Source organism: Bacteroides reticulotermitis JCM 10512, from assembly GCF_000517545.1.
Lineage (GTDB): Bacteria > Bacteroidota > Bacteroidia > Bacteroidales > Bacteroidaceae > Bacteroides > Bacteroides reticulotermitis.
On the sequence record NZ_BAIV01000026.1, the window covers coordinates 80,222 to 93,829 of the forward strand.

A 13,608-nucleotide genomic window follows, 5' to 3' on the forward strand; every position below is an offset into this window, starting at 1 on the left:
TAGATGCAACGGTCAGGGAAAAGGAACGAACTGCGCAATAGGGCGTAGATTCAATGAATAATAGTAGCTGTTTATCAAATATTTGCTATGTTTGTAAGTGAACTTTAAAATAAATAATATGGAATTCAGAGCTTCTTTTTGCGACCCTTTCCAGTCTCGAATTATCGAACTCGGCAAAATTAACGAAAGTGAGATTATCAACAAGTTCCAATCAATCCTTTGGAGAGATTATCTTGACCGCATGAGCAAGGCGAACGAAAGCGAGATCTATTATTCGCCCTCGTTGGAAATTGAGAACAAGGCAAATCGACACGGACTTTCTATCTCGGCGGTAGATGACGAAAAGGGAGGTGTCACGTATTATGTGTTTTTCAAACGTCCCAAACTCGTGAAGAAGTTCTTCGGCTTGGTGAAAACTCTGGATAACGATTACCTGACGGAAAGTACAGACCTGACGGAAGACGATGTCGTTCAATGCCTGACAGCGTTAATAAACAACGACCTCGATTATTTGGAACGGAAAATCAGGTAATGAATAAATACGCGATCTATCTTTTGCTGTTGGCCTTTGTGTTTTCGAGCTGCGTTCAGAAGAACGCACTCTACAAAGTACCCGAGTACCGACAACTGCTCATGTATAGTCAGATGCCCAAAGAGGTATTTGGCTATGCGAACGATGGTGCTTTTATGCAGTTTCAACGCTTCGAACGGGCGATAAAAGATACCGTTGTCATTGTGAAGTTCGACAGCAAAGGGTACTTCCGGTTTGCAGGAGGCCTTGAGATAGACGAAGAATTTGTCCGGCATAAGTTTATGGATATAGTGTACATCAACGGCGATGCATTCTTTACCTACAATTACCGTAATATGGGCAACTCCAATAACAACCTTGTCCGAATGTACTACATTGCGTCCGATTGCTCACTTCATCAAGTTGAAGTTGTCAGAGCCGACTCCCTTTATGCCGCCACTTTGCCCGACAATCAATTCGTTTGGAACGGAGAAGAAATCGATTTTACTCAAGTTCCCGTTACCTCGCAGTTTTATGTCTGGAATAAAGCCGACATCCATCCTCTGCCTACGGTTGGCAAAGTATCGGTTGTTTACCAGCTGCGGAAAACGGGTAAAACGAAATATACGCTATATCCTGAAGATATCAATTTCACGAAAGGATCTTTTAATCTATCCGAATGAAGAGCATCGTCTACATAGTAGTCTTTGGTTTGTTGGGGATATCCCATACCGTTTATGCTCAGCAAAACCATAATCCAATCCGGCTTATTGATTGCGAACCTATTTACCCAGGCAAAAGATATGAAGTTCAATTGATTCAGTTTAAGGAGATAGATCCGGATTGTGGGGAAAAGAATAGATTATTCAAACTAATCGACAAGCAGAACTCCAAGGTGATAATGGAAGACTCAATATTGTCGGTTAGTGGGGAAGTCCGGTTTGAAGACTTCAACAATGACCAAGTAAAAGACATACTCATTCAAAACCGATCGAGTGCACGAGGTAACGAGTCGTATAATTTATATTTGGTTGATACAACTCAAAACCGCTTAACCAAAGTCAAAGGCTTTGAGCTGGTTAGCCAACCGACGTTCCATACAAAACTAAATATCGTCGAGAGTTATGCGCTTTCCGGCAGAGATTGGAGTGCTTTCTATAAGATTCGGAAGGATACGGTTATCGACCTCGGATATGTAATCTATTGGAATGAGGAAGACGAAGATGGAAATCCCAGAGATACGTACAAAGACTATAACGATGTCTTGAAACAGATAAAGAAAACCCTTAAGAGGAAATGAATAGATTACCCATATTTGCTAACCTACTTGCGTGGATATTGATGGTATGTGCTGCGTCTCAGTTGCATGCGCAGGAAAAACAATATTGCATTCGTCCGAAAGCGTTGGCTGTAGGAGTCTATGATTATGGCAAAGTAAAAAAGAACCCGTATCAAATTTACTACGATGAAGAAGCGGATGAGAAATTCGGAAAACTCCTTCTGAAGGATGAGAAGCTTAGAAGTTCGAATACGTTTGGAGTGTATATCGAACAGGAAGACGGACCGCCCGTTTACTTTCGAGAAGAATCCGCGTGCGAATATTGCCCTGAGCTGAACTATGTAATAATAACGGGTGGGCACGGCTATGTATCTGTATACGACTTAAAGACTTTGGAAGAGATCTCGGTCAATCCTTCAAGCTATGTCTATTCTCCATCCGGCAAATATCGATTTGGCACTTTAAAAAATGACGGTATTCACTATTATATCGAAGTCAAAGAGAACGGAAAGTATGTGCCTTATTTCCTTTTTTATGGAAGCGAGCGCAATATGTCAGGAGTGTACTGGCATGATGACGAAACCATCCACTTTCTTAAAGCGAAAGAACGTGGGGACGGTTCGACGTATTGGATAGGCTACTCTACCGGATTTTATGTGGTTAGGGAGTAATGAGAACCTTTTGTTTGCTGGAAATCAGTCTGTTTATAAAAGCTAGCCGAAATATAAGTGAGACATGCAATGCGGTTTCGTCTTCGATCCTCTTTTTTTCGTTTTAGTTCGATTCGTTATCAATTTAAGGGCGGAAAGAACTATTTTCGTATATTTGAAAGAAGATGTATTAGTCATATAAAAAAGAAGAGATGATAGATTGGTCCAAAATATACAGTCCCTATAAGTTAGTTTTTATAAGTCTGGTGTGTGCGTTGTTTGTCATATACCCCGAAGTAACTTGGATTCCTTGGGAATTAAGCAAGCTAGAAGAGTCCAAACGCGTGGGGTATATCGCTTTCTTTGTTTTTCGTTACGGCTTTTATGCGGCCTTGATTTTCTTGTTGATCAAACTCAATCTGCAAAAACTAAAGACTCCCTCTTTTAAGATACGCTTGGGATATAATGCTTTGATTACTATTTCCGCCTATGTGCTTTATGGGCTAATCTCTTTTTTGATCTATTCAAAGGTCAGACATTTCGGGAGCTTAGTGTTATTTCAATTCTTCATAATGTGTCTTTTGACTACTTTTACGGGATATATCTTCCTCTTGTATAAAGAACAAAACAAGAAAGAACAAGAAATAGAACAGCTTAAAATCGAAAACCTCCAAAGCCGTTATGACGCACTTACCAATCAGATAAACCCACACTTCTTCTTCAATTCTTTAAATGGGTTGACTTCCTTGATCCGTAAGAAAGATAATGAGGTTACACTTACTTATGTGAATAAGCTGTCGGATGTTTTTCGTTATATTCTGCAAAGCGATAAAAAAGGACTCGTTACCTTAGGCGAAGAGCTGGAGTTTGTAGATGCGTTCCGCTATATGATGGAAGTACGCTTTGCCAATAAACTGGAATATCACATCGAGACGGATCCGAAAAGGCTATCGTATAAAATACCGGTTTTATCTATTCTTCCGCTTCTTGACAATATTGTTGTCCACAATATGATTGACAGCGATCATAAGATGGAAATTAGGATCTGGCTGAATGAGGCTCAAGAATTGGTTGTATCAAACCCTATATATCCTAAACTCTCTTCTCCTGTAACTAACGGTACCGGATTGAAGAATCTGGAGAACCGCTTTTCGCTGTTGATGAACAAGCAAATCAGAATAGAGAATGATGGAGTTACATTCCTTGTATATTTACCACTAATATAGCATATTATGAACGTGTTAATAGTAGAAGATGAAACGGCTGCTTATGAAAGCTTGGTGGAAATTCTGAAAGATATTGATCCCACTATACAAGTTGTAGGAAATACGGAAAGTGTGAGACAGACCGTCGCTTGGTTGCAAACAAATACTGAGCCGGATTTGATCTTAATGGATATTCATTTGTCCGACGGTTCTTCATTTCTGATATTTGAGAGTATCGAAGTAGAGATTCCGATTATCTTCACAACCGCCTATGATGAATACGCAATCGAAGCATTCAAGTTGAATAGTGTAGACTATCTGCTAAAACCAATCAAGACGGAAGAGTTAGCACATGCACTGAATAAGTTTAAGAAATGGACACGGAATGATGTGGTTGAATACTTGTCTCGCTTGACGCAACTAGCGCCTACTCCACGATATAAGGACAAGATTTTGATCCCAATAAAAGATAAACTGCTCCCAATAGATTTGCGCGATGTCTCTTACTTTTACACAACCGATAAGAGTACGCAGATTTGTCTGAAAGATGGCCAGTCCTATCCTTATTCTAAAACATTGGAGCAAATTTTTACTTCTTTGAATCCGGCCGGCTTTTATCGAGCCAACAAACAATACATCATAGCCCGTGATAGTATTAAGGATATAACGATTTGGTTCGACAATCGCTTGCTGATTACACTCGACACGGATGTTCCGGAACGTATTTATATTAGCAAAAATAAGGCTGCCGACTTCAAAACATGGGTGGTGAGTGAATAAATAAGTTTACCATATACACAGTAAAATAAGATCCTTTTATCACCCGGTAGAAGGATCTTATCTGTTTCCATTCGTCTTAAGGGTTGAATATTTCGTGTTAGTCTGTTTCTCAAGGCAGGTTGTAGATATTTATTAAATCTTTGTAACCGTAAAGAGGTATATTCAACAAAGAAAACAACTAAGATGAGGAATCAACAGAAACATGCTGCAATGCTGGCGATAACGATGCTTCTCGTATTGTCGGGATGCTGCCGGAAAGATCATAATGAATTACTCGTGATCAAAGAACAAGGAAGCTTTACTGTGGGCGGCACGGTGATACAAAATTCGGGAAGTTATGACGCAACTCAGTTTGATAATTTCAAACCTTATCCCGAAGGACAAACTTATCACGCGATCATGCCTATGTGTTTTATCAAATACCGGATCATGCCCGTCCATTACCTCTTGTCTTCCTTCACGGCGCGGGGCAATCTTCAAAGACATGGGAAACAACGGCGGATGGGCGAGAAGGTTTTCAGAATATTTTTCTTCGTAAGGGTTTCAGTACCTACTTAGTAGACCAACCCCGCCGGGGAAAAGCAGGACGAAGTACCGGGACGTCTACCCTAGAACCTATCGCCGATGAACAGATGTGGTACGAGATATTCCGTATAGGTATATGGCCCAATTATCACCAAGGCGTACAATTCCCAAAAGATAAAGAAAGTCTTGAAAACTTCTTCCGTCAGATGACTCCGAATACCGGAGCGTTTGATCAGGAGGTGGTAAGTAATAGTATGTCTGCGCTTTTTGATAAAACAGGACCGGGCATTTTAATCACTCATTCGCAAGGAGGATTACCGGGATGGATTACGGGTATAAAGAATCAGCATGTGAAAGCTATTGTAGCCTACGAACCTGGAAGTTATCCGTTTCCTGAAGGCGAACTACCCGAACCGATAAGCGGACGTACAGGTGTATTATCCGGAGTAGAAGTCTCGACGGATGATTTTATGAAACTCACTCAGATTCCGATTGTAATGTATTTCGGCGATTATATCCCGGAGGAAGTAACCCATGAACTTGGAGCCGAGAACTGGCGTACACGCCTGACTTTGGGGAGGCTTTTTGTAGAAGCGGTTAATCGTCATGGGGGAGATGCCACTTTGGTCGAGTTGCCCAAAATAGGAATATATGGCAATACACATTTCCTGATGTCCGACCTCAACAATATCGAAATTGCGGACTTGCTTTCGGCTTGGATGAAGGAAAAGAGACTTGATTGAAATTATATAATAACTAAATAAACAGATCATGAATAAAGTAAATTTATACATCGGACTAGTCAGCCTGTTACTGAGTATATCCGGTAACATTCATGCACAGAACAATATGTTAAGTAAGAAACAAGAAAAGATGGTTACAATCTCCTCGTTTGCAGCAAAAGGGGAGTTGGATAAGTTGCACGTGGAGCTAAACGCAGGGCTTGATGCCGGGTTGACAGTCAACGAAGTAAAAGAAGTGTTGGTGCATCTTTATGCTTACTGCGGATTTCCAAGAAGTTTACGTGGATTGCAAACGTTTATGACTGTATTGGACGAACGTAAAGCCCGTGGTATCAACGATACGTGGGGGCGCGAAGCATCTCCTATTACAGATACCCGAGACAAATATGAACGGGGGAAAGAGATATTGGCAGAGCTTGCGGGTGTTACGCCACCGGAAGGACGTGCAACCGCAGGTTATGCAGGTTTCAGTCCCGAAATCGAGACTTTCCTTAAGGAACATCTATTTGCCGATATCTTTGAGCGCGATGTGCTGACTTATGCACAACGTGAAATGGTAACAGTTTCTGTGCTTATGAGTATAGGAGGTGTCGAACCGATGTTGAATTCGCATATGAATCTTTCTATAAATGTGGGAATAACTCCTGCGCACTTGAAAGAAATGATTCGGATAATAGAAGTAAACATCGGTGGAAAAGAGGCTAATGCGGCTAGTACCGTTTTAAATGAGGTGTTGCAGAGCAAGGGTCTGCGTATAGATACTCAATCATCCGAGGTGATAAATGGAGTTAAGGTGGAAAAGGTTTCTTTCCGCAACCGGATCGATATTAATGTGGTAGGCAACTTATATTATCCATCAAACTTGGATATACAGAGAAAATATCCGGCTATTGTAGTCGGTCATACCTTTACAGGTGTTAAAGAACAAACGTCCGGCTTGCATGCACAAAGGTTAGCCGAACTAGGTTACGTAGCTCTAGCCTTCGATGCCTCTTTCTGGGGCGAAAGCGGAGGAACTCCACGCAACATAGAGGTACCGGAAATACGTGTCGAGGATTTTAGTGCTGCTGTCGATTTCCTAAGTAATCTTGCTATTGTAGATAAAGACCGTATCGGCGGACTTGGTATCTGTGGTGGTGGCGGATATATTGTGAGCGCAGCTGCCATCGACCATCGGATAAAAGCTATCGCAACAGTCAGCATGTATGATTTGGGACGCGCTCGTCGGCAAGGGCTTGGTGATGCGATCTCTTATGAGCAACGCATGAATACGCTTGATCGTATTGGAGAACTGCGTACTAAAGAGTTCCGGGGCGAAGCACGTACTAATACGCTTGGCGTTCCCGCTCAAATAACGGAAGCAGATACTGAAAATACCCGTGAGTTTTATGATTACTACCGGACTCCGAGGGCGCAACATCCTCGTACGGATACGTCTTACTCGCTGACGAGTCAGGCTCCGATGATGAATTTCTTTCCTTTCGTGCAGATTGAAACGATCTCTCCACGTCCGCTATTATTCATTGTAGGTGAACGAGCGGTATCTGCTTACTTTAGTGAGGAGGCCTATCGTAAGGCAGCCGAACCGAAAGAACTGTTTGTTGTGCCGGGAGCTTCTCATGTGGACTTGTATGACCGACCGGAGTCTTTATCTATTTCACTTCCTAAACTTGATTCTTTCTTTAAACAATACCTCAAGTAATTATGAAACAGACAATCATTTCATTATTCGTGTTAAGTATGTTTGCATTGGCTTCTTGTAAGAATACAACGTGTGACAAGCAACCGGGTGAGAATATGCAGAGCCAAACTATTTTTGAAAGAGGAAACAAACTCTCTAATGCCAACTTTACGGGTAATGCTTGGCTGAACTCGTTAATCGATTCAGATAGTCTGAATCAAAATTCGGTAGGAAGCGTAACCTTCGAACCGGGTGCTCGAACGTATTGGCATTCTCATCCGGCGGGACAAATCATACTGGCTCTAAAGGGTGTGGGATATTATCAGGAAGAAGGGAAGCCTGTTGTAATTCTCCATAAAGGAGATGTGGTGAAGTGTCCACACAACATACCTCATTGGCATGGGGCAAGTCCGGATAGCGAGTTTGTTCAGGTAGCGATTACCGGTCGGGAAAATGGTCCTACCGTATGGCATGAAGCAGTAACAGACGAAGCATACAATAATTTACAGAAATAAATATGATTAAAAAGCTATTGGTTATTTCAGCAAGCCCGCGAAAAGGAGGAAACTCCGATTATTTATCCGACCTGTTTATCTATGGGGCGGAAGAAGCAGGACACCAAGTGGAAAAGGTGTTCTTGCGTGAGAAGGATATTAATTATTGTACGGCGTGTTATTCTTGTAAAAAGCATGCTGGGCGATGTGCGATAAAAGATGATGTGCCGGCGATAATAGATAGCATGATAGATGCTGATGTGGTTGTGCTTTCTACTCCGGTCTATTTCTACTGTATGAATGCTCAACTGAAAACAATCATCGATCGTTCGGTGATGAAATGGACAGAGATTAAAAATAAAGATTTCTATCTGATCGCTACAGCGGCAGAAGAAGATGACCATGCGATGGAAGGAACTATTAAATCTTATCAGGGTTTTCTAGAATGCCTAACTAATGTGCGCGATGCAGGGCATATCCTTGGAAAAGGTGTTTATGATGTGGGAGAGATCATGGAGAAACCCATAGTTGAAGGAGCCTTCTTACTCGGAAGGAACATATAACGACTGGAACTTTATTATTACGCATGGTCCTCATGCTGCTTAAATGTCTATAGAAATGGAGAACAACGATCAGAACAAGAATAAAAAAGAGATAAGCCGTCGGAATTTTCTGAAGGTATTGGGTGCGGGATCTGTTGCGACTACAGCTGCGATGGTCGCGTCGGCTGCACTTTCAATAATAAAGCTTCTGCTGAAGGTGGTTCGTTGGGGGAAGTGCCTACAGATAAAATGACCTATCGTATTAATTCGCACACTGGAGACAAGGTTTCGCTATTGGGATATGGCTGTATGCGCTGGCCTTTACGCACGAATGACAAAGGAGAAGAAGAGATAGACCAGGATGCAGTGAATGATTTGGTTGATTATGCCATTGCCCACGGGGTGAATTATTTCGATACAGCTCCCGTATATGTAAGAGGATGGTCGGAAACGGCAACAGGTATAGCTTTGAAACGCCATCCACGCGATAAGTTCTTTATCGCAACTAAGATGTCTACCCATCGGGACGATCCGGCAATGAGAACTTTTGAGGGATCGGTTGGTATGTATCGCAAATCGATGGAAGATCTGCAAGTGGAATTCATTGATTATTACCTGTTGCATGCTATTGGCTTGGGTGGAATGAAAGATTTTAATGCACGATTTATTGACAATGGTTTACTCGATTTCTTGTTCAAAGAACGTCAGGCCGGGCGTATCCGCAACTTGGGCTTTTCTTATCATGGCGAGGTAGAAGTTTTCGACTACCTGCTTGCGATGGATTATCAGTGGGATTTTGTGCAGATACAACTCAACTACATAGATTGGTTGCACGCCTCCGGATGGAATACCAATGCGGAGTATCTGTTGGGTGAGCTGGAGAAGAAGAATGTACCTGCTGTTATCATGGAACCTCTCTTGGGCGGCCGTTTGTCGCGACTAAGTCCGCCGGCATTAAGTCTCTTAAAAGAAATGCGTCCCGAAGAGAGTGCCGCATCATGGGCATTCCGGTATGCTGGGACTCCCAAAAGTGTGCTGACTGTACTTAGCGGTATGGTTTATATGGAACATTTGCAGGAAAATATACGCTCTTATTCTCCACTCGATCCGATAAGTGATGCTGAATATATCGCATTGGAAAAAGTCACAAACATAATGATGAGCGATGACTACATCGAATGTACCGAGTGTCAGTATTGTATGCCTTGTCCGTATGGAGTTAATATTCCGGGAGTTTTCGGGCATTACAATCGCATCATAAGTGCCGGGAAGAGGCTTCTGAACTCCAAAGATAAAAACTATAAAGAGGCTCGTCGGGCATTCCTTGTCGGATACGATCGTAGTGTCCCTAAATTGCGACAGGCCAATCATTGTATAGGGTGTGACATCTGCAAACCTCATTGTCCACAAGCAATTGATATTTCGAGCGAAATGAGACGTATTGATTTATACACTGAACAACTGAAACAACAAATTAATTTCTAAAAGTAAAAGACATGAAAACAAAATTAGGTTTATTCGTACTGATGGTAGCGTTCTTCGCTGTGGTATGTATCTCTTGTGGAAAAGAGTCGTCCGAGAAAAATACAAGTTCCGTAAATACCGAGAAAGTAAAATCGGGTTCAAAGTCCATTCTGATCTTATCTTCCAGTCCTCGACGGGGAGGTAACTCAGAAATACTGTGTAATGAGTTCAAGAAAGGAGCAGAGGAGGCGAATCACACCGTGGAAATGATCAATATCAATGATCATGATATTCAGTTCTTTGAAAACAAGTACTATGAGCGAAGTGATAATCCGGAAGATGCGGATGACGCTATCCGGATCATTCACAAAATGGCTGCTGCCGATGTGATTGTGCTTTCTTCTCCTGTCTATTTCTATTCGATGACTGGACAAATGAAGACTCTTATCGACCGTGTTTTCAAATACGAAAAGGATCTGAAAAGTAAAGAATTCTATTACATCATCACTGCTACCGATAATAATGAAGAAGCTCTTGAGGGAACTATACAAGGATTCCGGGGATTTATCCATTGCCTATATGATTCCAGAGAAATAGGTATTGTGCGTGGTTTTGGAGCACGAGACAGTGGCAGTATCTTAAAGAAGCCGACAGCAGTGCAGGAAGCTTATGAATTCGGTAAGAATGCCTGAGGATATAAGTCTATGTACACTTTTTGCTTTCACTTCTTTCAGCCTGTGGATTTTATAAATAAGCTGATTTATAAACATGCCAAAACGCTGAAGGAATAACTAACGAGTATGGCTTTCACTATCTATAAAAAAACTTATTTATTGAGGTGGAAGCCATACCTTTGCACTCCAAAACGGTTATTTTAGACCATCATCCCGATGATGCCTATAATAATGTAAAATGGAAAGTTGATGCTGACTACAGCCGTATTTTTGTGATACGCACATTTGTGGTGCATCCCTCATTCTTAAAAATAGGCATTGGGCGTGCTTTGATGGACTACTCGTTAAAATTGGCCCAACAATCAGGCCTGAAATTTATCCGCTTGGATGTGTATGAAAATAATTTCCCGGCGATCTCGCTGTATGAGCGGTGTGGTTTTGAATATATTGATACTGTAGATTTGGGGTTGGGAAATTATGGACTGGATTGGTTCAAACTATACGAGAAAGTGATTTGACTGCTCGTTTATTCTTTAGTGAGTCCCTATTATAAAGCCCTATACACCTCACCTAAACTGGAGCTGGATCACCTGCAAATCTGTGGGCTATGCATTAAATATCGTTTATCTGCGCAGGAAGAAGGGGCTTTCTTTAACTGAGATCAATGTGGAATCTAGGGGATGGACTGTACCGATAGACGAATTAACCTACGAAATACGCTATTTAAGTGAGTGAATAAAGATTGTTTGGCATTATAAGTGTAAGTAATTCCGTTTAGAACTATAATTTATTCCTCCTTCTGGCTGTTCCTTCATATTCGTTTTTAGCATTGATTCTTGGATTTCTTGCTGAAATCCTTATTCTGTTAACCACCATGCTATAAGGGGAAAATGTGTTATCGTGTGTTTGTCGTACTATTGCCTACTTATTATCATTATGATCAACTGTTTTTCGTTTAAGAACCGTTATATAATAATATATGGTGGGAATAATAAGGCGTCTCACTCGGGTGCAACGATCGACCTCACTAGGGTGCATCAAGTTTACTCACCTAGGTGCGACGATCTACGCACTCCAGTGCGCAGCCGAAAGACAGGCACTTCTTTCGAAATTAGTTGGCCCATTTTTACTAATAATACGGTGACTATTCAAGATACTTCCGTTGATATGTTCAATATAAAACGGGCATGTGCAGACGTAAGAGAATAAAAATGTGATTAGTTAGCATGCGTTTCCCTGTCTTTCTATTAACTAGTCTCCAGATAGCTGCATTTTTTGAGGCTTATACTAGTCCAATCGCAATAAATATCGGCTTAATTTTATGAGAGATACCTAAAAAAGACTGAGAGATAGGCCTTTTTTGATGGAAAATAGCGAGAAAATGATGAGAGATAGGCTTTTTAAAAAGTATCTCTCATTCAGTAAGTATTTGATTAATATGTGATTAGTCTTAAAATGATGAGACCATGAGAGATAAAACTTTTTTTCTTGTATGTAGGGGGAGATTGTTTTAAGCAAACAGGCTCACACCCAAATTGGCAAAGAACCGGAATAAATGCAACCAAACATCGGATTTTATACTTTTGCAGGTGATCCGTTATCTACCTTACAGATATTGTTTTGAATACACAAACCACCATAAGTAAAACCACCCCCAAAGCCCATTAGCATCAACATATCATTCGGTTGTATCTTATCTTCCCGGATACCATTGTACCATGCTAGAGGTATAGAGGACGCAGAAGTATTCCCGTATCTTCTAACGCTATCTAAACATTGCTCCATTGGTATCTCCAATTCATTGAAAACGGCTTCCAATAGTCTATAGTTTGCACTATGAGGTAAGAAGTAACTAACATCATCCAGTTGAATGTCATTCTTTTCTGCTAATACTTTTAATCCTTTGGCTAAAGTTTGAACAGCCCATTTATAAACTGTTCTTCCGTTTTGATGAAGTTTATTATTGGCTACAACTTCCTCGTTGTTGATTTGTGTTTTTGAACTAGTTAGATATAAATCTTTTCCATAGTGCCCGTTGGTTTCTGTGATCGTCTTTAATAAATGGTTTTCTGTGGATGCTTCTACAATAACTGCTCCAGCGGCATCTCCGAATAAGATACAAGTGGTTCTATCTGTAAAGTCTGTTACTTTCGATAATGTATCAGCACCAAAAACTAATACTTTCTTATGTGAACCGGAAGCGATCAACCCTTTGGCTAAAATTAGACCATTGCAAAAACCTGCACAAGCACATGAAATATCAATTGCTCCGGCATGAGGTATTCTCAATCTGGCTTGTACCTGACTTGCTACGCTGGGAACAATCTGATCGGGTGTAGTCGTTGCTACGATAATGAAATCAACATCTGCTAAATCTTTATTGTAATTTGCAGATAGGTTCTCGGCCGCTTTTACGCACATATCACTCGTATATTCGTTCGGGGCAGCAAAGAAACGTCTTTCTATACCTGTTCTTTCTCTTATCCATTCATCGGAGGTGTCTAACGATTTCTCAAAAAAAGAATTGAATACTTCCCTTTTGGGGTGATAGACTCCTATTGAACTAATTGTTGCATTCATGTTTACTTTATATTATAATGATTAGTTTATTATTTATATACTTACTAGTAGGTAAGTTGTTCGGCTAAAAAAAATTAGAGGCTTAATAACTTTGCCTGTATGGAAGTGTATATATCATTTCGTAGAACCTTATTCATCTGTAACGAAGACAAGAGGGCAGAGTGTGTCATATTAGCTTGGTCTTTAGCATTTCCTTTGAAATGAAAAGCTTTGTTCTTCTTTCCTTTATCTAATAAGACTGTCAACCAATTAAGTATAGTGTTGATTAGGTTCTGCAATTCTTTCTGCATGTTTTCAGGAAGAGAATCATAGGCTGGGGAAAGAGAACCAACTATGCAAGTCCAGTGCTGTTGAACAAAACTATCGTGCATGGTAATATAGTTAATGTATTGCTGCCTTTCATCTAGAGTAGTCCACAACCCAATTCTTTCCTTGAATGCTTCCGCATTGTTTTTGATCACAGCTATTCCTAAATCTGAT

At 40.9% G+C, this 13,608-nt stretch carries 13 protein-coding genes and 2 pseudogenes; 13 read left to right on the forward strand and 2 right to left on the reverse strand.

All coding sequences use genetic code 11. The features are described from left to right. The first annotated feature begins 118 nt into the window (after positions 1–118). The 13 genes and pseudogenes from JCM10512_RS15275 to JCM10512_RS15335 form a co-directional block, all read left to right on the forward strand. Positions 119–532, forward strand: coding sequence for a hypothetical protein (locus JCM10512_RS15275; RefSeq protein ID WP_044164466.1), 414 nt, complete (start codon positions 119–121; stop codon positions 530–532). Then, positions 532–1,194, forward strand: a complete 663-nt coding sequence (locus JCM10512_RS15280; RefSeq protein ID WP_044164467.1) for a carbohydrate-binding protein — start codon at positions 532–534, stop codon at positions 1,192–1,194. Before JCM10512_RS15275 ends, JCM10512_RS15280 begins: the two co-directional genes overlap by 1 nt. Beyond that, positions 1,191–1,811 (forward strand): XAC2610-related protein, encoded by a 621-nt coding sequence (locus JCM10512_RS15285; protein ID WP_044164468.1) that lies wholly within the window; start codon positions 1,191–1,193, stop codon positions 1,809–1,811. The genes JCM10512_RS15280 and JCM10512_RS15285 overlap by 4 nt, the downstream gene beginning before the upstream one ends. Then, positions 1,808–2,461 (forward strand): hypothetical protein, encoded by a 654-nt coding sequence (locus JCM10512_RS15290; protein ID WP_044164469.1) that lies wholly within the window; start codon positions 1,808–1,810, stop codon positions 2,459–2,461. The genes JCM10512_RS15285 and JCM10512_RS15290 overlap by 4 nt, the downstream gene beginning before the upstream one ends. 191 nt (positions 2,462–2,652) lie before the next feature. After that, positions 2,653–3,666: a sensor histidine kinase gene (locus tag JCM10512_RS15295; protein ID WP_044164470.1), complete on the forward strand. Its 1,014-nt coding sequence runs from the start codon at positions 2,653–2,655 to the stop codon at positions 3,664–3,666. A 6-nt stretch (positions 3,667–3,672) separates the two neighbouring features. Continuing rightward, entirely contained in the window at positions 3,673–4,425 is a 753-nt protein-coding gene (locus JCM10512_RS15300) for a LytR/AlgR family response regulator transcription factor (RefSeq protein WP_044164471.1), read from the forward strand. Positions 4,426–4,832: 407 nt separating this feature from the next. Continuing rightward, positions 4,833–5,693 carry an alpha/beta hydrolase gene (locus tag JCM10512_RS15305; protein ID WP_244437226.1) on the forward strand — a complete coding sequence of 287 codons (861 nt, stop codon included), beginning with the start codon at positions 4,833–4,835 and terminating at the stop codon, positions 5,691–5,693. 28 nt (positions 5,694–5,721) lie between these two features. Continuing rightward, entirely contained in the window at positions 5,722–7,395 is a 1,674-nt protein-coding gene (locus JCM10512_RS15310) for a carboxymuconolactone decarboxylase family protein (RefSeq protein WP_044164474.1), read from the forward strand. A 2-nt stretch (positions 7,396–7,397) separates the two neighbouring features. After that, positions 7,398–7,889: a cupin domain-containing protein gene (locus JCM10512_RS15315; RefSeq protein ID WP_044164475.1), complete on the forward strand. Its 492-nt coding sequence runs from the start codon at positions 7,398–7,400 to the stop codon at positions 7,887–7,889. A gap of 2 nt (positions 7,890–7,891) precedes the next feature. Continuing rightward, on the forward strand, positions 7,892–8,431 hold the full coding sequence (locus JCM10512_RS15320) for a flavodoxin family protein (RefSeq protein WP_044164477.1): 540 nt from the start codon (positions 7,892–7,894) through the stop codon (positions 8,429–8,431). A gap of 55 nt (positions 8,432–8,486) precedes the next feature. Next, positions 8,487–9,895, forward strand: a pseudogene (locus JCM10512_RS15325) (aldo/keto reductase). An 11-nt stretch (positions 9,896–9,906) separates the two neighbouring features. After that, entirely contained in the window at positions 9,907–10,566 is a 660-nt protein-coding gene (locus tag JCM10512_RS15330) for a flavodoxin family protein (RefSeq protein ID WP_244437227.1), read from the forward strand. Between the two features lie 173 nt (positions 10,567–10,739). Further along, positions 10,740–11,066: pseudogene (locus JCM10512_RS15335) on the forward strand (GNAT family N-acetyltransferase); the annotation flags it as partial. Positions 11,067–12,123: 1,057 nt separating this feature from the next. On the opposite strand, the gene JCM10512_RS15340 reads toward JCM10512_RS15335, so the two are convergent. Beyond that, a complete protein-coding gene (locus JCM10512_RS15340) occupies positions 12,124–13,128 on the reverse strand; it encodes a beta-ketoacyl-ACP synthase 3 (protein ID WP_044164479.1) in 1,005 nt (334 codons plus the stop codon). A 74-nt stretch (positions 13,129–13,202) separates the two neighbouring features. Then, a partial coding sequence (locus JCM10512_RS22800; RefSeq protein WP_044164509.1) for a hypothetical protein occupies positions 13,203–13,608 on the reverse strand: 406 nt, incomplete at its 5' end.

Coding starts and splice junctions, on each gene's coding strand:
- JCM10512_RS15300 (WP_044164471.1), top strand. CDS start 3,673: ATGAACGTGTTAATAGTAGAAGATGAAACGGCTGCTTATGAAAGCTTG.
- JCM10512_RS15285 (WP_044164468.1), top strand. CDS start 1,191: ATGAAGAGCATCGTCTACATAGTAGTCTTTGGTTTGTTGGGGATATCC.
- JCM10512_RS15275 (WP_044164466.1), top strand. CDS start 119: ATGGAATTCAGAGCTTCTTTTTGCGACCCTTTCCAGTCTCGAATTATC.
- JCM10512_RS15310 (WP_044164474.1), top strand. CDS start 5,722: ATGAATAAAGTAAATTTATACATCGGACTAGTCAGCCTGTTACTGAGT.
- JCM10512_RS15295 (WP_044164470.1), top strand. CDS start 2,653: ATGATAGATTGGTCCAAAATATACAGTCCCTATAAGTTAGTTTTTATA.
- JCM10512_RS15340 (WP_044164479.1), bottom strand. CDS start 13,128: ATGAATGCAACAATTAGTTCAATAGGAGTCTATCACCCCAAAAGGGAA.
- JCM10512_RS15330 (WP_244437227.1), top strand. CDS start 9,907: ATGAAAACAAAATTAGGTTTATTCGTACTGATGGTAGCGTTCTTCGCT.
- JCM10512_RS15315 (WP_044164475.1), top strand. CDS start 7,398: ATGAAACAGACAATCATTTCATTATTCGTGTTAAGTATGTTTGCATTG.
- JCM10512_RS15280 (WP_044164467.1), top strand. CDS start 532: ATGAATAAATACGCGATCTATCTTTTGCTGTTGGCCTTTGTGTTTTCG.
- JCM10512_RS15290 (WP_044164469.1), top strand. CDS start 1,808: ATGAATAGATTACCCATATTTGCTAACCTACTTGCGTGGATATTGATG.
- JCM10512_RS15320 (WP_044164477.1), top strand. CDS start 7,892: ATGATTAAAAAGCTATTGGTTATTTCAGCAAGCCCGCGAAAAGGAGGA.